This is a genomic window from Rhodococcus sp. GB-02 (assembly GCF_053470465.1).
In genome coordinates this window covers 109,242-126,142 of the sequence record NZ_JBPUKE010000001.1, presented here as the reverse complement: position 1 = coordinate 126,142, position 16,901 = coordinate 109,242, and the positions used below count along the sequence as shown (strand labels likewise).

The window sequence follows — 16,901 nt, the reverse complement described above, 5'->3', positions numbered from 1 at the left end:
TCTTCTCAGGCCGCCGCGAAGGCGGGTTCGGCATACGCGACGGCAAGCTCGCCGCCGTCCACCGTGACGCTGATGGTGCCGTCCGGTTTGATCTCGCCGCGCAACAGTGCACGGCCGATCTTGGTTTCGACCTCGTGTGCGATGTATCGGCGCAGCGGCCGCGCACCGTAGACAGGGTCGAACCCGTGTTCGGCGATCAGTCGGCGTGCCTCCGGCGTGATTTCCAGGTGTATCTGTCTCTCCGACAACCTGTTTCGAAGGTCGGTGAGTTGCAGTTCCACTATGTGCTCGATCTGGGGCAGGGTGAGTGGGGAGAACAGCACGATGTCGTCGACCCGGTTGAGGAATTCGGGGCGGAAATGCCCGCGCAGTTCCGCCATCACCCGTTCCCTGGCGTCCGGCTTGATTTCGCCGTCGGCTGTGACCCCGTCGAGGAGACGCTGGGATCCGATGTTGGAGGTCATGATGATCACCGTGTTCCGGAAATCGACTTGCCTCCCTTGAGAATCGGTGATCCGGCCGTCGTCGAGCACCTGCAGCAGGGTATTGAAGACGTCGGCGTGGGCCTTCTCGATCTCGTCGAAGAGCACCACGGAGTACGGCTTACGCCGCACCGCTTCGGTGAGCTGGCCACCTTCGTCGTACCCGACGTATCCGGGAGGTGCACCGATGAGTCGACTCACCGTGTGCCGTTCCTGGTACTCGCTCATATCGAGGCGCACCATGTTGTCTTCACTGTCGAATAGGGCGCTGGCCAATGTCTTTGCAAGCTCGGTCTTTCCGACGCCCGTCGGGCCCAGGAAAATGAACGAACCGATCGGTCGACGAGGATCACGGATACCGGACCTCGCCCGGATCACAGCGTCCGCGACCAGTTGCACCGCCTCGTCCTGACCGACGACCCGTTCGTGCAGGATCTCGTCGAGCTTCAACAACTTCTCCCGCTCACCTTCTTGCAGCCGGGCGACCGGGATACCCGTCCATGCGGCCACGATCTCTGCGATCTCGTCTTCGGTGACCACCTCACGCAGCAACGGATTTCGGCCTTGTCTGGTGGCCAGTTGCTCCTCCGCCGCCTCGAGCCGGCGTTCGAGCTCGGTGATCTCGCCGTATCGCAACTCGGCTGCCCGATTGAGGTCGTAGTTGCGTTCGGCGGCCTCGGCCTCGACGCGCAACCGTTCCAAATCTCCTCGCAGTTCTTGCACCCGCCGGATCGCCTGCCGCTCCGCCTCCCATTGAGCGTGCCGGGCGTCTGCCTCGGCCCGCAGGTCGGCCAGCTCCTTGCGCAATTCTTCGAGGCGCGCCTTGCTGGCCGCGTCCGTTTCCTTGGACAGTGCGGCCTCTTCGATCTCCAGACGGGTCACCTTCCGGGTGAGCTCGTCGAGTTCGGCAGGCATCGAATCGATTTCGGTGCGGAGCCGAGCGCATGCCTCGTCTACGAGATCGATCGCCTTGTCCGGAAGGAAGCGGTCGGTGATGTACCGGTGCGAGAGGGTCACGGCGGCCACCAATGCACCGTCTTGAATTTTCACGCCATGGAACACCTCGAGGCGTTCTCGAAGTCCGCGCAGAATCGAGATCGCATCCTCGGCACTGGGCTCGTCGACGAGAACGGTCTGGAATCGACGCTCCAGTGCCGCATCGGATTCGATGTGCTTGCGATACTCGTCGAGAGTGGTGGCACCGATCATGTGCAGTTCGCCGCGTGCGAGCATCGGTTTGAGCATGTTGCCGGCGTCGAGAGACCCCTCGCCGCCGACCGAGCCCGCTCCGACCACGGTATGCAACTCGTCGACGAACAACAGGATGCGCCCCTCGGCAGCCTTCACCTCGGACAGCACGGCCTGCAGTCGCTCCTCGAACTCGCCGCGGTACTTCGCACCGGCCACCAGAGAACCCATGTCGAGCGAGAAGATCGTCTTGTCGCGTAGGCCCTCGGGCACGTCGCCGCGGACGATCCGCTGGGCGAGACCCTCGACAATCGCAGTCTTACCTACACCGGGGTCGCCGATCAGCACCGGGTTGTTCTTCGTTTTCCGGCTCAAGATCTGAGTTACCCTGCGTATCTCGGCATCCCGGCCGATGACCGGATCGAGTCTGCCTGCCCGCCCCTCGGAGACGAGATCGCGCCCGTACTTCTCCAATGCCTCGTACGCCCCCTCCGGGGTTGCCGACGTGACACGCTGATTGCCGCGCACCTTCGTCAGCGCTGTGAGGAAGGCGTCCCGTGTGACCCCATGACTGGCGAGGACCCGCCCGGCCGCGCTGGCCGATCCTTCCTCGGAGAGGGCCATCACAAGATGCTCCACCGACACGTAGGAATCCTTGAGTCTCTTCGCCTCCCGCTCTGCGGCATCGAGCAGCTTGGCCAGACGCTGGGTGATCATCACCTGACCGGGGGTCGCGCCGGGGCCGCTGACCTTCGGCCTACGCGACAGTTCACGATCCAGATCGGATCGAAGTGCTTCGACATTCGCGCCGGCCTGTTCGAGCAGTCGGGGCACCAACCCATCCTGCTGATCGACCAATGCGAGCAGCAGGTGCTCTCCGTCGACTTCGGTGTGGCCCATTCTGGTCGCAACATTCTGGGCTTCCTGCAAGGCTTCTCGTGACTTTTCGGTCAAGCTGCCGGTGTCCATGAGGATGTCCTCCTTCTGCGGGCCGCGGTTTCGAGTCTTTCGATTCGATCCAGCAGATCGAGCACGAGCCCGATTGCCGAGTAGTTGAGACCCAGACCCGTCCGCAGTCGTTGGATGCGTGCGGCGTGGGTCACTTCGGATGGGTCGAACGACATCTCTCCGCCGGCGTAGCGGTGGGCGTCGAGCAGTCCGAGAGCCACGAGTTTTCGTGCCAGATCCGGGTGCAGGCCAGTACGTTCGGCGAAGGCGTCCGGCGACAATCCGGTACGGCGAACCAATACGTACTGAGTGATCGGCGTTGAGGTGCTCATGTCTCTTTCCTCGGATTGAAGTTCGATTCGGCGCCCAACTGCTCGAACAGTTCGCGTTCACGTGCTGTCGGTTTCGACGGAACCATCACCTTGATTTCGGCGTAAAGGTTGCCGTTGGCACCGCGCGGATTGGGCATTCCCTCTCCGCGCAGGCGCAGCTTCCTACCAGTCGAAGAGCCAGGCACCACTTTGACTTTCGCCTCTCCACCCGGTGTGGGAACGACGACTGTCGACCCGAGAACCGCCTCCCATGGCGATACGGGCAGATCGACGTAGATGTCCCGACCCTGCACCCGGAACCGTGAATGCGGTTTGATCCGCACCACGAGGTACAGATCCCCAGGCGGCGCGTCACCGTTGCCTCGGCCTCCTTGCCCGGCCAACCGGATTCGCTGGCCGTCCAGGACGCCGGCTGGAATGTCGACGTCATACTGCCGTCCGTCCAGTCTGAGAGTGCGTTTTCCGCCCTGATAGGCCTCTTCCAGAGCCAGTTCCAGTTCGGCCTCCTGATCGGCGCCGGGAATCGGTCCGAACCCACCGCCTCCGCCGAACATCTGCCCGAAGAGGTCTTCGAAGTCGACGGCACCCTCACCACCGACACCGTGGCCGAAGTGCACCCTTCTCCCGCCACCGCCGTACCCGGCGGCGTTTGCCCGCACCCGTTCGTCGTAATCCTCGGGTACATGCCGGAAGTCGTCACCGAATCGGTCATAGCGTTTCCGGGTGTCCGGGTCGGACAACACCTGATAGGCCTCGTTAACCTCCTTGAACCTGTCCTCCGCAGTGGGATCCTTGTTCACATCGGGGTGGTACTTGCGGGCCAGCTTGCGGTACGCCTGTTGAATTTCGTCGGTGCCAGCGCCCTTCGGTACGCCGAGTACTTCGTAGTAGTCACGGGCCATCGGTGCTCACCCCTCTGGGCGGCTGACGACCACCGCGGCGGGCCGCAACTGTCGCCCGTCCTCTCCATAACCCGGGCGCAAGACCTCGACCACGGTCCCGGACGGAAGGTCGGGTCGAGTTACCACACTGACCACTTCGTGGAGTTCCGGGGAGAACGGCACACCGACCTCGTCGTGGCGCTCGAAGCCGAGTCGTGAGAGCACCTGTACCGCCTGGTCCCGGATCGCCTTCACACCTTCGACGACGGCCTGCGGATCGCTGCCTGCGTGTGCAAGCGCAAGCTCCAAGTTGTCCAGTATCGGCAGCCACGCCGCCGAAACCTTCGCTACTTCCGCGGCGCGTTCACGGTCCAGATCTTTGGCGTATCGCTTGCGCAGGTTGTCCAGATCTGCGACGGCCCTGCGCCAACGGTCCTCGAGTTGAGACAGCTCGTCTGCCGTCTCGGAGCGATCGGACGCGGTCTTGCTCTGATCCGTGTCGGCGCTGTTGGTAGTCGGCTCAGTCGTCGAATGATCTGCAGACATTTCCATCGTGCGCCTCAGCTTCGATCGAATTCGGCGTCGATCACGTCGCCGTCATCCGACGACGCAGCATCAGCGCCGCCTGCTTGGCCGTCGTCCGACTGGTCCGGCACAAGTCCGTAGAGCAGCTGTTGCAGCTCCGAGGTGAGTGGCTGAACCTCCGCGGGTGAAGCGCCGTCCTGCACGGCCTTTCGGGCGTCGGCAACCAGCATCTCGGCCCGCGCCTTCTCATGCGGCGGGGCACTGTCACCGAGTTCGGCGAGTCGCCGCTCCACTTGATACGCAACCGAATCGAGCCCGTTGCGCGCGTCGACCGCCTTGCGCAGCGCCTCGTCCTCACCCCGGTTCCGTTCGGCCTCCGCCAACATGCGCTCGACCTCACCCTGATCAAGGTTGCCCTGTTCACTGATCGTGATGCTCTGTTCCTTGCCGGTATCCTTGTCGCGAGCGGTGACGTTCAGGATGCCGTTGGCGTCGATGTCGAAAATGACTTCCACCTGGGCCTCGCCACGTGGCGCGGGGCGGATGTCTTCCAGCCGGAACCGGCCCAGCACCCGGTTGTCGGCCGCACGTTCGCGTTCGCCCTGCAACACCACGACGTCCACGGCGGACTGATTGTCTTCCGCCGTGGAGAACACTTCGCTGCGCCGCGCCGGGATCGTCGTGTTCCGCTCGATGATCTTCGTCATCACCCCGCCCTGCGTCTCGACGCCGAGGGACAGTGGGGTGACATCGAGTAACAAAACATCGGAAACCTCGCCTTTGAGCACGCCTGCCTGGACTGCGGCTCCGAGGGCAACGACCTCGTCCGGGTTGACGCCCATGTGAGGGTCCTTGCCGCCGGTCAGCCGGCGAACCAGCGCCTGTACAGCCGGAATACGTGTCGAACCGCCGACCAGTATCACTTCGTCGATGTCGTTGGCGGCGACCTTGGCGTCACTCATGGCCTGCTTCACCGGGCCGAGGCACCGTTCCACCAGATCTGCAGTCAAATCATCGAACTTCGATCGCATGATCGTAGTGGTGAGATGTTTGGGACCATTCGCGTCAGCGGTGACGAAAGGCAGGTTTACCTGGGCCTGGGTCACCGAGGACAGCTCAACCTTTGCCTTCTCCGCGGCTTCGAACAGTCGTTGCAACGCCTGCGCATCCTTACGCAGATCGATGTTCTCCGCGCGCTGGAATTCGTCGGCGAGGTAGTCCACCACGCGTCGATCGAAGTCGTCGCCGCCCAAGTGGGAGTCGCCGGCCGTGGAACGAACCTCGACCACCCCCTCTCCGACGTCCAGCAGGCTCACATCGAAGGTTCCGCCGCCGAGGTCGAAGACCAGTACGGTTTCGTGGGTCTGTTTGTCCATGCCGTACGCGAGTGCCGCAGCGGTCGGTTCGTTGATAATCCGCAAAACCTCGAGGCCTGCGATACGCCCGGCGTCCTTGGTGGCGTTTCGTTGCGCGTCGTTGAAGTAGGCAGGAACGGTGATGACCGCTTCCTTCACCTTTTCGCCGAGGAACTTACTCGCGTCGTCGACGAGCTTGCGCAGCACGAGAGCGCTGATCTCCTCTGGTGCGTATTTCTTGCCGCGCACGTCGAAGCGGGCTTCACCGTTGTCACCCGCTACGACGTCGAAGCTGACCGCTTTGGCCTCTTCGGAGATCTCGTCGTAGTGACGTCCGATGAAGCGTTTCGCCGAGTAGATCGTGCCCTTCGGATTCAAGATCGCCTGCCGTCGGGCAAGCTGGCCCACCAGACGCTCACCGTTCTCGGTGAACGCCACCACCGAAGGCGTCGTCCGTGCTCCCTCCACATTGGAGATCACCACCGGCTCGCCGCCTTGCCAGCTTGCGATGACCGAGTTGGTTGTGCCCAAGTCGATGCCTACAGCAGTTGTCATGACTCATTCCTTTCGATCGCCTGGCCGGTGAGCAAGTGGACGATTCCGCCCGCAACTTCGCTCGATATCGGCAAGGACTTCGTAGTGCCCTGGTTTTGACGAGTGGATTGGGTGAAGTCACGGAGACCGAGCAGGGCACCGATAACGGCGCCCGACACCAATCCGTGGACGGCGGGCGTGAGGCTCGAGAACGGTCGAGGGTAAGGGTTTCCGCCACTGAGCTTTGACATCACGCCCCTCAGTGTTGATGTTGTGGGGTTCGCCGGGTTTGTGCGCACCGACAGAGCTCGACCGCCGGTCAACCGGTTGAGCTCACGAACGGCCCAGCCATGATGAGTCTTTTCGTCCACCCAAAGGGCGTCAACAACATTCGCCTGATGGGCGGGGTGCAACGGGGCAGCCGCAACCACACCTGCCGTTGATCGAAGATGTCCGCCGGAACCCGATCGAAGCGGCCATCGCACGAAACTCCCAGTATCGGCCGATACATGAAAACTCGTGTGTCGGCCGCTACTGCGGTACGTCCACACTACCGCGGCGCATGCATAAGGAGAACACCCTTTGCGAAAGATCGTCACAGTCAGTGAACAGCAGCTCCGTTGAAACCGGACGAGATTCATCGTCGTTCTATCGAATCTTCTTGTGACAGAATGTCAATGAACCACTACTGGACGGTTCCAATTGGTTGCGAGTAGGCGGCGTACACCCGCGTGCTGCACGGTTCGACGACCCGTGCTGTGGCTGGTCAACAGGCCGCTCAGGCGGGAACCATTGCAATTCAACAAGTGTCGACCACCGCGCATTGTCGGGACTTACGTGGGATCTCGTCTATTCCTGTGCGACATCCTTTGGCAGGAATTCAATCGAGGGGTCGGTTTGCTCTCGCCCCCGTGGTGGCGCAGGTGTGCCAGGTCTGGCCGTGGTTGTGTTCGTCTCGGCTCGGAGCCGCCTCAGGGATGCAGTACGACTTTGGTCCAGCCGTCGTCGCGAGCGTCGAGTGCTGGCAGCCGGATGCGGTTTCGCCGAGCGGGCTTGGCCGGCGTCAATTCACCTGACACGCGGGTGAAACAGAGGACCTCATCGGCTTGCTGTAAAGCAACGTCGGAATGCTCGACGTGGCCCTGGCGATGCGTTCTCTGACCTGACGACGCAGTCCACCGCTCACAGCGCCGCCACGGCCGCCTCGGCGACGGCCTTGTCCTGCTCCCCGGTGCCGCCGCTGACGCCGACCGCGCCCACGACCTGGCCGTTGTGCCGCAGCGGCACGGCGCCTGTGAAGATCATGATGCGCCCGCCGTTGGAGGCGTGTATCCCGTAGAACTGCTCGCCCGGACCCGCGTTGGCCGCGAGGTCCTCGGTCAAGACCTCCAATGCCCGCGCGGTGAACGCCTTGTTGATCGAGATGTCGATGCTGGCGATCCAGGCACCGTCCATCCGCACGTGAGCCACGAGGTTGCCGCGGCATCGACCACCGCAATGTTCGACGGCGACTCGATCTCGGTGGCTTTGGCCTGTCCTGCGGCGATGACCCGCTGCGCATCGTCGAGGGATACCGAGGTCTGGTTCACGGTCATGACGCACCTGCCCCGAGCTTCGCGAACTGCTCCGCGATGGCCTGACAGAACGCAGGAAGCTCGTCGGGCGAGCGGCTCGAGATCAGGTTCCCGTCGATCGCGACCTGTTCGTCTACGACTTCTACTCCTCCGGCCCCGTCGGCAGTCAATATCGCTATCTGCTTGCCCTGCAGTGGCATTGGCATTGTTGTTCTCCTCTCGGTTCTGGCCGTGTCAGGGATGCAGGACGACTTTGGTCCAGCCGTCGTCGCGAGCGTCGAAGTGCTGGTAGCCGGATTCGGCTTCGGCGAGCGGGAGTTCGTGGGAGATGATCCAGGAGGGCTTTGCCCGGTCTTCGTGGATGAGGTCGCGCAGTTGCCGGTTGTAGTGTTTGACGTTCGCTTGTCCGGTGCCGATCTTCTGGCCCTTGAACCAGAATTTGCCCATGTCGAAGGCGATCTTGCCGTTGCGCTCGAGTTCGTCGGGGCCGTTCTGGTCTTGGGGAAGGAAGATGCCGACCACCCCGATGTGGCCGGTGAAGCGCACCGAATCCACGAGCCGGTTCATCGTCATGGCGGCGTCCTCGTGGCCTTGCGGGTCGTGTGCCTGATAGCCGACGCACTCGCACCCCTTGTCTGCGCCTTTCCCGTTGGTCTGCTCGAGGACCTGCTCGACGGGGTCGCCCTTCGAGTCGTCGATGGGGACGACGCCGATCTCTTCGGCCAGGCGTAGCCTGTCAGGGTGACGGTCGACGATCATCACCTTGCTCGCTCCCTGGATCATCGCCGAATACGCGGCCATCAAACCGACTGGGCCAGCGCCGTAGACCACCATCGAATCGCCGGGTTGCATGTCGGCCAGGCGGGTGCAATGCCATCCGGTGGGAAAGATGTCCGACAGCATCACGTAATCGGTTTCCTTGTCCCGGGCATCCTCGGGCAGTCGCAGACAGTTGAAGTCGCCGAACGGCACCCGCAGATATTCCGCCTGTCCACCCCAGAACGGACCCATCCCGGCGAAACCGAATGCTGCACCGGCCATCTTCGGATCTGGGTGCACCGTCAGGCAGAATGCGGTCAACCCCTCCTCGCAGTTTCGGCAGAAGCCGCAGCCGATGTTGAACGGCAAGCACACTCGATCCCCTGGCGATACTTTGACCACTGCATTGCCGACTTCGGCGACGATGCCCAAGTTTTCGTGACCGAGGACCATTCCGGGCTCCAGATCGGTGCGGCCTTCGTACATGTGTAGATCCGACCCGCAGATGTTGGTGCTCGTGATCTTCACCAGCACATCTGTCGGATTCTCGATCCGCGCATCGGGCACGTCCTTGACGTGGACCTCTCGAGGCCCGTCGTATACAAGCGCTTTCATCGCGGCACTCCCTTGTCTTGTATCTGCGGCTTTCCGGTTGATCTCGCCGGTCGCAGGCGTCCACGCGTGAGCGACCGACCGAATGAATCGTGCTGTTCGGGGAAGGTCCACGGCGCGCGGAAGTGAAGACCGCACCAAAATGTCGGCGCACCAACATTTTTCCTGCCATCGACGCAACTGCGGCTGCATCCAGGCATCGCATTCCCTCACCATGGAGTCTCCTCTTTCGGCTCCACGATCGCTAGGGGGTTGGGATCGGTTTCCTCGAACGGTGGGTTTGGGTACCTTCCATTAGCCGATGGATGGTGTGATGCTTGACAGTGTTCACCACCTCGAAGAGGAGAACCGATATGGCCACCAAGGCGCTGCTGGTCCGACTTGAAGCGAAGCCCGGCAAGGAAGAAGCGGTCGAGGAATTCCTCCGATCGGCACTGCCGCTCGTCGAGCAGGAGCCCGGCACGAAACCCTGGTTCGCGGTGCGGTTCGGGCCCTCGTCGTTCGGCATCATCGACGCATTCCCGGACCAAGCTGCCCGCGAGACACATCTCAATGGTTCGGTCGGCAAGGCCCTCGGCGAACGCGCCGACGAACTCTTCGCTGCGCCGCCCGAAATCAACTACCTTGACGTTCTCGCTGTAAAAGTCTGAACCACCGACTGGAAAATGTCTTGTCGATGGCGGTCACTTTCGGTTGTGAATACAGTTGTGCCACAGCCATACCCGAATCACGGTAGCTTTGCCGGCGTGTGCGGCTGTGGCGTACTGTCCGGCGCTCGCTTCCACCCAGGTATCGGTAGATCACGAGCAGGGCACTCAGTCGAGCCAACTCGCTACCCGTGTAGGAAGAGCATTTCAAACTCGTTTCATTGCAAAGTGTTTCGAGTTTGAAGTGACCTGCCTGGAGTGAAGTAGGACTCCTTGTTCTTGGAGGAGGGCTTAGTGGAGCACCACGGATCATCGAGTAAGGACGATCGGTGCTAGTCCTGTTGGAAAAGATCGTCATAGACGATGGCAGAGGTGAGGTCGGATGGATTCACCACAGTGCGCCGGTCACCGACCTGGGGTAGCACGTTACCTTTGGGCGCCTCGCAGTCAGCGTCGAACGTGTCCAAATCCGGGCCGCTGATACGGACGGTCAGTTCGGCGGTGTCTTGGCCCTCGTTGAGGTCCCGGATGCGGTTGACGGCGAAAATTTCTGCAGGCGCTGCGATACCGACGGCCCGGAATCGCTTTCCTCCCAGCGCCATCCATAGGTACTGACTGCAAGCCCGATTTCGATCGGGAAGGTGAAGACTCCCCACTACACGGCCGGTCGCCAGTGAACTGTCGATCCACCCGGCGATCGGTCCGGCCAGGATGAGACCACTTGCGATCGAGTACGCCATCATCCCGGCGGCGAAACCGCCGATGAGTTCGACCTGCCGCGGTTTGTCCGTGTTCTTGTTGGACAAACCGACACCCTAAGTGAAGGGGTGGTTTTCGGGTGGCTGTTTCAGGATTGAAAAGCGGTGATGCCGCGTCCCCGTGTGGTTGGCGTCGGAGCGGTGTGAGCCCCGATCGCCGTGGACTGAATATCGTTGCAGTCGTTACCTGTTCGCCGTTTGATGCGATCTCGTTGTTTGCGGTTTTGTTGGTTGCCGACCATATCATGTTGCCGTTGTTGCAAAGCGCCAGTAGGTGTTTGTTGGCATCAACGACGGCTGAGGTTGGAAACGACATGGACGATCTCCGCTGGCAAAGTATGTAAGGGGTGGTTGGTGCCCCTTGGAGCGCTCGGAATGCTCGTGGGAAGTCGCGGCCACACCTGTTGCCGCAGAACCATGGCGATAGGTCACCTGTCGGGTCGATGCCTGGTGCTGGAAAGGTTCGAACCTAGTCAACAGTTTCCATCGGCAGTCACTCCCGGTCGTCGACACACTGGTGAATCCTGACACCGCGTGCCTCGTTCGTAGCTCCGTTGCTAACGGTTTCATCCCGTCGAGTCTAGGGAGAGGGGCAGTGTTGACCGACTGCTGGTGGATTGTTCTCAACTGTCGAAAAAGGCCATCTTTGCCCGGAATTTCAGCGCCAACTGTCGCGTAATTTTTCGAAAGTCGCAGGTTGATCTGACAAATAGACTCGGAATCTACATTGCCGCCATCGCCTGGTGATGAGACAAATATCAGGCATCATGAGATTTTGAGACAAACACCTGCAGTTATGTAAATTTGAGACAAATGCAGGCCGCCCGCTCTCGCTTTTTCCTGCGTCGTTGGGGGTCTAGTTCCGTCGGGGTGAGTTCGCGTGGCCTGCGACTGGTAGCTCGTGTGAAGACGTCTGTGTCGAGTGCCTTGGCGAGGTAGGTGCATTCCCAGTGTATTTGGGTGGGTCGGACCCCGAACATCGCGGCAGCGTCGCCGTCGAGTTTGCAGTGGGCGCTGTCGGTGAATCGGCAGAGTCGTAGTGCTGCAATCTTTTCGCCGGCGAGGGCGAGGTGCACGAGTTCTTCGGGGTCGCCTGCAGCGGATGCTGCAAGTGTGAGTGAGAGGCTCGTTCGCCGGAGATCGCTGCGACCGATGTCGGTGTTGGTGCACACACCGAACCGGCTGTAAGGCAGAACACTTCGGCCACTGTCAAAGCTTGTTCATCACAATGGAACTGGGACTTTCGACCCTGTCGGCCACAACAGTCCGCAAATAACCTACGTCGGGTCGGGGGCACCCGTTCCGTTTGAGGGGGCAAACAATCGGGCGGGTGTTTGTCAAGGCAAGACCATGTCACCCTCACTGGTCTCCTTGCCGGACTCTGGGCTGTGCGCGTCCAGAGTGCTCAGGGCCCGCCCGACCCGGCGATCGAAAGAAAGATGACGAAAGGTTCTGAGATGAGCCGAATGAGCGATCGACAGGTTCTGCTCGCCGCGTGGCAACGCGAACCACCGGTGTCAGAGGTTCGGCGTGTAAGCCGAACTCGCTCACGGCAGAAGATCTGAGGGCTGTAATCGATTCCCTCACTGGAGTTCTCGCTGCTGAAGAATTGAGTGCGGAAATCGCATCTGGCATCCGAAATCCTCCGTCGTCGACGCCAACTGGCTGGCCGGAGTAACCGTGCGCGTCAGACTCTCTTCTCGGAGGTGCCTCGTTCGCCTCTTTCGCCCACCGAACGGTGAACCCGCAATACGGCATCCGGTCCAGTTTAGAGAAACGGGCCCATCGTCCATGTCTGCGAGTTTCGGCCCTTAGGTACATTGCACCGGGAAACGGAACACGTGAGGAGCATCCAGCCGGTTGACAGACCACTCGGCCCACGAGCCGCAACCCGCGTCGCCGTGCATATCCAGATGATGTGACCGACTAGGCCACCGAGCCACGATCGGCACCTCGGCTGTATGGATATCGCGAAGATCTGGGGAGGATTCTTCCCTCGGCCGGTTCGGTGATCGATTCTGAGTGAACTTGGTTCTTTCGTGGTCTCTGAAAGGAAGCTCCGCCGTGGGTTCGATTGTTCTCACCCTTGTCCTCGTCCTCTCTTTCCTCGTGCTCGCTTTGCTTCTGCGTTACGCCAATGCCGGACAGTCGGCCCGCCTCGGCGTTCCGAAGGTCCGTCCGGTCCCGGGAGGCGGCCGGTTGGGTGCTCGACCGCGGGTGCTGCGGTGACGGCATGGCATGTGATGGCGATCTGTCGCGCATTCAGCGCCCGATTACCTACCGGGGTGTGGGTGCCCGAATCGGATCGACCTGCGGTTTGCAGTCAGGTCGGTCAGGCCGATACAAACCGTGACGACGGATCGAATTCGGTCATTGTTGGCCGGGGCTGGACGTAGCTGTGATGTCGAATGCGGCAACGCCGTCCGCAGTGGTCGCTCTATCTCCGGCCGGCCACACATCCTGGCCGGAGTATGGGGAGAAGGTGCTGCGTTGCAGCCTGTTTCGTGTTGATTGTCTCTGATTGCACCCAATGCTGACGAGGATCCCGCTATGAACTATCTCGTTGATCACCTGCACCTGGCTGGTCTTTTCCGTCGAGGGCGCCTTACCGAGGAGGAAGCGATCAACCTCGACAGCTACTACCGCCTTCACCCGTTGCCGCGGCCGGCGGTCTTCACAGCGTCACTTGGCGGCCATGCCACATTCTGATACTGGCATGAACCCGTAGGAAGTCGCCTGATTGCCTGTCAGTGGCGTTGTAAGAGAGAAGTTTTGAGATACGTCTCCTGGTTTCGGATCTGGTTTCAGCGATCCGAGGTCCTGGGGTGAGAGAGGAATTCGCAGTGATGTCCGCAGTGCACTCGGCGCAGTCCGGGAAAGAGTTTGCCGCTGAACCAAGTTGTTGGCAGAAGTATGCCGCGTGCGGTGGGGTCGAAGCGGCGGTGTTCTTTTCGCCGGAAGGCGAGCGTGGCGATGCCCGATCCCGCCGGGAACTGCGGGCGCGGCGGATATGTCAGACCTGTCCTGTGCTCGGTCAGTGCCGCGAGTACGCCCTCGGTGCGGGCGAGCTGTATGGAACGTGGGGTGGCATGAGCGAAGCTGACCGAAGACGGCATGCCCAATGACAAACCGCGACGAGCACCGGGCGGCAGATCATGCAGTCCGAGGACGCGATCAGATGTGGGGTGAGCCGGTGCCGTTGTCGGTTTACCGAATGGCGAGCGACGATCTCGTCAAGGAGTACCGCTCGCTGTACCGCCGGTGTGATCGCCTGACTCCGCGCGAGACAGCGCGGTTCTATTTCGTGAACGAGGAAATGAGGGCACGGGGACTCGGGCATGGCATTCCAACTCCGGATACCCACGAGGGCATCGATGCCTGGGACGGGGAGATCTGAGATCGCGAGCTTCCCCGAACAATTGCCGTTCGGAGAGCGCTGTCCGTGAGAAAGGCCGTCCTCATGCGGTGTCAGATCGCCGGTTCGGGGCGGGGGAACAGTCGTGAGAGAACATCGGAGAGGGTGATGATGCCGACTGTCGTTCGTTCGTCGGTGATCACGGCGAGGTGATTGCGACTTTCCCGCATCGACGCGAGTGCGAGGTGGACGGGGGTTTCGGAGGCGAGGGTGAATGCCGGTCGCATGATGGCCTCGGCGCGGGTGTGGTCGGGTTGGAGCAGGGTGTCGCGGGCGTGCACAATCCCGAGGGGGACGCCGTTGTCACGGACCAGGATTCGTAGGTGTCCTGATTGTTTCGAGATTGCCCGCACCTGGTCCATGGTCGCGGAGCTGGTAACGGAGGTCGGAGCTTTGTTGCTCCGTAGCAGATCGCGGACGGTCAAGGTTTGCATGTCGAGGGCGCCGGAGAGTTGCGCAGAGTAACCGGCGTCGAGGGCTCCGACGTTGGTGGAGTGCTCGACCAGGTGCCGCAAGGTGTCGGGGTCCTGGCCGCTGCCGACGTGATCGACCGGTTGCACACCGACTTTGACGAGGAGCCAGTTGGCCATCGAGTTCAGCGATTGCAGTAGAGGCCGGGTGAGCCACATGAATCCGCGCATCGGGATGGCGAGCAGTGTGGCTGATTTCTCGGGGTGGGCGATCGCCCAGGATTTCGGTGCCATTTCGCCGACGACCAGATGCAGGAAAGTCACGATGATCAACGCGAGAACGAAACCGGCGACGTCCGCGGTCCAGAGCGGCATGCCCCAACTCGAGAAGGCAGGGGTGAGCCAGTGGTGGACGGCGGGTTTGGTGATCGCGCCGAGCGCGAGGGTGCATACGGTGATGCCGAGTTGGGAGCCGGCGAGGAGCACGGTCAGCTCGGAGGCGCTGCGCAGAGCGGCTCGGGCGGAGCGGCTGTTGGGGGCGGCATCTTCGAGGCGGTGCCGTTTGGCGGAGATGAGGGCGAATTCGACGGCGACGAAGAAGGCACTCAGTGCGATGAGAGCGACGGTGATGGCGATGACGATCCAGGGGTTGCTCATCGGTTCTCCTCCGCGGTTTCAGTCCCGGCCATCTCGGTGAGGTCGAGGCGTAGTCGTAGTAAGGCGGGGACGTGCCGCTTGACGGTCAGGACATCGATGACCAGTGAATGTCGGGGTTGTTCGTCGTCGGAAATCAGGTCGGCGGGATCAGGTGGCAGTTCGACGCGGATCCGGGTTCCCTCGGGTGGGAGTTCGCCGTGATGGGCGATGGTGAAGCCGGCGATCGTTTCGTAGTCACCACTCGGGAGGTCGTGTCCGATGGTGCGCTCGATCTCGTCGAGGTGCACGCCACCGTTGACGGTCCACGATCCGTCCTCGCTGGGGAGTTCGCGTGGAAGATCGGGGTCGTGTTCGTCGGTGATTTCGCCGACGAGTTCTTCGGCGATGTCCTCGAGGGTGATGACACCGGCGAATCCGCCGTATTCGTCGATGACGCAGGCAAGTTGGTTCTTGCTGTCGGTGAGTTCGGACAAGGCCTTCGGCAGGGGAAGTGTGGTCGGGAGGATCAGGGCGGGGCGGGTGAGTGCGCGCACGGTCAGATCAGTGGTCGGCGTCAGGTCGAGAACATCCTGGAGGTGGATGACACCGACGATGTCCTCGGAATCTGCTCCCACGACGGGATATCGGGAGTGCCCTCGCCCCATGAGAGTGAGGATGTGGTCGAGGGAGTCGTCGGCGCGGACGGTATCGACATGGGTGCGGGGGATCATCGCGTGCTCAACTGGGCGCGTGGGGAAATCGAGAATGCGATCGAGCATCGTCGACAACTCGGGCGGCAGAGTCCCGGTTTCGCGGGACTCGGCGACGATGTGCTCGAGATCGCGGGCGGAGGCGGAGTGCTCGACGTCGTGCACCGGCTCGATCTTCAGTGCGCGAAGTAGCAGGTTCGATGCCTGGTCGAAGATCCAGATCAGCCAGCCGAACAGTTTCAGATAGAGGGTGGTCGAGCGAGCCAGCCACCGGGCCACCGGTTCGGGACGTGCGATGGCCAGGTTCTTCGGGAACAGTTCACCGAAGAGCATCTGGACCAGGGTGGAGAACAGCAACGCCAGCACGGCACCGATCCCGAGCCCCACTGCGGTGGGAATGCCGATGCCGCCGAAGATCGTTCCGAGCGATTGACCGATGAGAGGTTCGGCGACGTAACCGACCAGCAGACCGGTGACGGTGATGCCCAGTTGAGCTCCGGAGAGCATGAACGAGGTGCGGCGGGTCACCGCAAGGGCCCGCTTTGCACCAGAATCGCCCGTCTGGGCGAGAGAATTGAGCCGGGATCGGTCCACGGCCATGTAGGCGAACTCTTGGGCAACGAAGTAGCCGGTCACTGCGGTGATCAGCAGAACGACCAGGACGCCCAGCAGTAGTGTCAGGGCGATCATCATGAGCCGGACACCTCGCCATCACACGCGGTGACGTAGTGGGGTGTGTCCGGCCTGGGTCTGTGACTGTCCATGGGTCTCTCTGTCGATGCGGAAGAAGCCTTGTTCTTTAATCTACGTTTACCTTGCCGGGAAAGTTCCCACCGCCATGCGGTTTCCCCGAAAAAGTCGCGGTGAACGAATGACGTACCTGACCCAGGCAGGCCGATAGCCGATCGATCATGCGTTCACAGCATGGTCGTCTCCCCGGGGATCGCGCCCCGGTTGGTGTGGGCGTCGGTCGAGTCCGAAGCGCCGCTGATCGGCGGGTATCCAGGACTCCGGTGGTTCGTACGGCGGAGATGCAGGCTCACTGATGTCAGGCGGGCGGGCTGCGTGTCGGGATTCGGTGTTGTTCACCCAATGTTCTGCGGGCGCTTGGTTCGCCGAGGTTTTCGATCCACTG

General features: G+C 61.8%; 14 protein-coding genes and 2 pseudogenes. 5 read left to right on the top strand and 11 right to left on the bottom strand.

Features of this window, described 5'->3' with window-relative positions; translation table 11 throughout:
- Positions 1-5 precede the first annotated feature (5 nt).
- From clpB to ACSW29_RS00645, 8 genes and pseudogenes are all read right to left on the bottom strand, one after another.
- The gene (gene clpB, locus ACSW29_RS00680) at positions 6-2,639 is read right to left on the bottom strand and encodes an ATP-dependent chaperone ClpB (RefSeq protein WP_448276116.1); all 2,634 of its coding nucleotides are present in this window, start codon (positions 2,637-2,639) and stop codon (positions 6-8) included.
- Entirely contained in the window at positions 2,621-2,950 is a 330-nt protein-coding gene (locus ACSW29_RS00675) for a chaperone modulator CbpM (protein ID WP_020971358.1), read from the bottom strand. The genes clpB and ACSW29_RS00675 overlap by 19 nt, the downstream gene beginning before the upstream one ends.
- Positions 2,947-3,852: a DnaJ C-terminal domain-containing protein gene (locus tag ACSW29_RS00670; protein ID WP_007735552.1), complete on the bottom strand. Its 906-nt coding sequence runs from the start codon at positions 3,850-3,852 to the stop codon at positions 2,947-2,949. The genes ACSW29_RS00675 and ACSW29_RS00670 overlap by 4 nt, the downstream gene beginning before the upstream one ends.
- Before the next feature lie 6 nt (positions 3,853-3,858).
- Positions 3,859-4,383 (bottom strand): nucleotide exchange factor GrpE, encoded by a 525-nt coding sequence (locus tag ACSW29_RS00665; RefSeq protein WP_448276115.1) that lies wholly within the window; start codon positions 4,381-4,383, stop codon positions 3,859-3,861.
- Positions 4,384-4,391: 8 nt separating this feature from the next.
- Complete coding sequence (dnaK, locus tag ACSW29_RS00660) at positions 4,392-6,266, bottom strand: molecular chaperone DnaK (protein WP_007735554.1); 1,875 nt, start codon at positions 6,264-6,266, stop codon at positions 4,392-4,394.
- A 1,161-nt stretch (positions 6,267-7,427) separates the two neighbouring features.
- Positions 7,428-7,840: pseudogene (locus ACSW29_RS00655) on the bottom strand (GlcG/HbpS family heme-binding protein).
- A pseudogene (locus ACSW29_RS00650) lies at positions 7,837-7,968 on the bottom strand (DJ-1/PfpI family protein); the annotation flags it as partial. The pseudogenes ACSW29_RS00655 and ACSW29_RS00650, both read right to left, overlap by 4 nt.
- An 85-nt stretch (positions 7,969-8,053) precedes the next feature.
- The gene (locus tag ACSW29_RS00645) at positions 8,054-9,193 is read right to left on the bottom strand and encodes a glutathione-independent formaldehyde dehydrogenase (RefSeq protein WP_448276114.1); all 1,140 of its coding nucleotides are present in this window, start codon (positions 9,191-9,193) and stop codon (positions 8,054-8,056) included.
- A 350-nt stretch (positions 9,194-9,543) separates the two neighbouring features.
- Between ACSW29_RS00645 and ACSW29_RS00640 the strand changes: the two genes are divergently transcribed.
- Positions 9,544-9,840 carry a putative quinol monooxygenase gene (locus ACSW29_RS00640; protein ID WP_448276113.1) on the top strand — a complete coding sequence of 99 codons (297 nt, stop codon included), beginning with the start codon at positions 9,544-9,546 and terminating at the stop codon, positions 9,838-9,840.
- A gap of 329 nt (positions 9,841-10,169) precedes the next feature.
- Here ACSW29_RS00640 and ACSW29_RS00635 read toward each other — a convergent pair whose 3' ends face one another.
- Positions 10,170-10,643, bottom strand: a complete 474-nt coding sequence (locus ACSW29_RS00635; RefSeq protein ID WP_448276112.1) for a hypothetical protein — start codon at positions 10,641-10,643, stop codon at positions 10,170-10,172.
- Between the two features lie 2,016 nt (positions 10,644-12,659).
- Between ACSW29_RS00635 and ACSW29_RS00630 the strand changes: the two genes are divergently transcribed.
- The 4 genes from ACSW29_RS00630 to ACSW29_RS00615 all read left to right on the top strand — a co-directional run bounded on the left by ACSW29_RS00630 (position 12,660) and on the right by ACSW29_RS00615 (position 13,992).
- Positions 12,660-12,824, top strand: a complete 165-nt coding sequence (locus ACSW29_RS00630; protein ID WP_230815802.1) for a hypothetical protein — start codon at positions 12,660-12,662, stop codon at positions 12,822-12,824.
- Between the two features lie 321 nt (positions 12,825-13,145).
- Positions 13,146-13,304 (top strand): hypothetical protein, encoded by a 159-nt coding sequence (locus ACSW29_RS00625; RefSeq protein ID WP_230815803.1) that lies wholly within the window; start codon positions 13,146-13,148, stop codon positions 13,302-13,304.
- Positions 13,305-13,441: 137 nt separating this feature from the next.
- Positions 13,442-13,720, top strand: coding sequence for a WhiB family transcriptional regulator (locus ACSW29_RS00620; protein WP_448277385.1), 279 nt, complete (start codon positions 13,442-13,444; stop codon positions 13,718-13,720).
- The gene (locus ACSW29_RS00615) at positions 13,717-13,992 is read left to right on the top strand and encodes a hypothetical protein (protein WP_317826965.1); all 276 of its coding nucleotides are present in this window, start codon (positions 13,717-13,719) and stop codon (positions 13,990-13,992) included. Before ACSW29_RS00620 ends, ACSW29_RS00615 begins: the two co-directional genes overlap by 4 nt.
- Before the next feature lie 71 nt (positions 13,993-14,063).
- On the opposite strand, the gene ACSW29_RS00610 is transcribed toward ACSW29_RS00615, so the two are convergent.
- Positions 14,064-15,077, bottom strand: coding sequence for a hemolysin family protein (locus ACSW29_RS00610; RefSeq protein ID WP_448276111.1), 1,014 nt, complete (start codon positions 15,075-15,077; stop codon positions 14,064-14,066).
- Positions 15,074-16,459, bottom strand: coding sequence for a hemolysin family protein (locus tag ACSW29_RS00605; protein ID WP_448276110.1), 1,386 nt, complete (start codon positions 16,457-16,459; stop codon positions 15,074-15,076). Before ACSW29_RS00605 ends, ACSW29_RS00610 begins: the two co-directional genes overlap by 4 nt.
- Between the last annotated feature and the right edge of the window lie 442 nt (positions 16,460-16,901).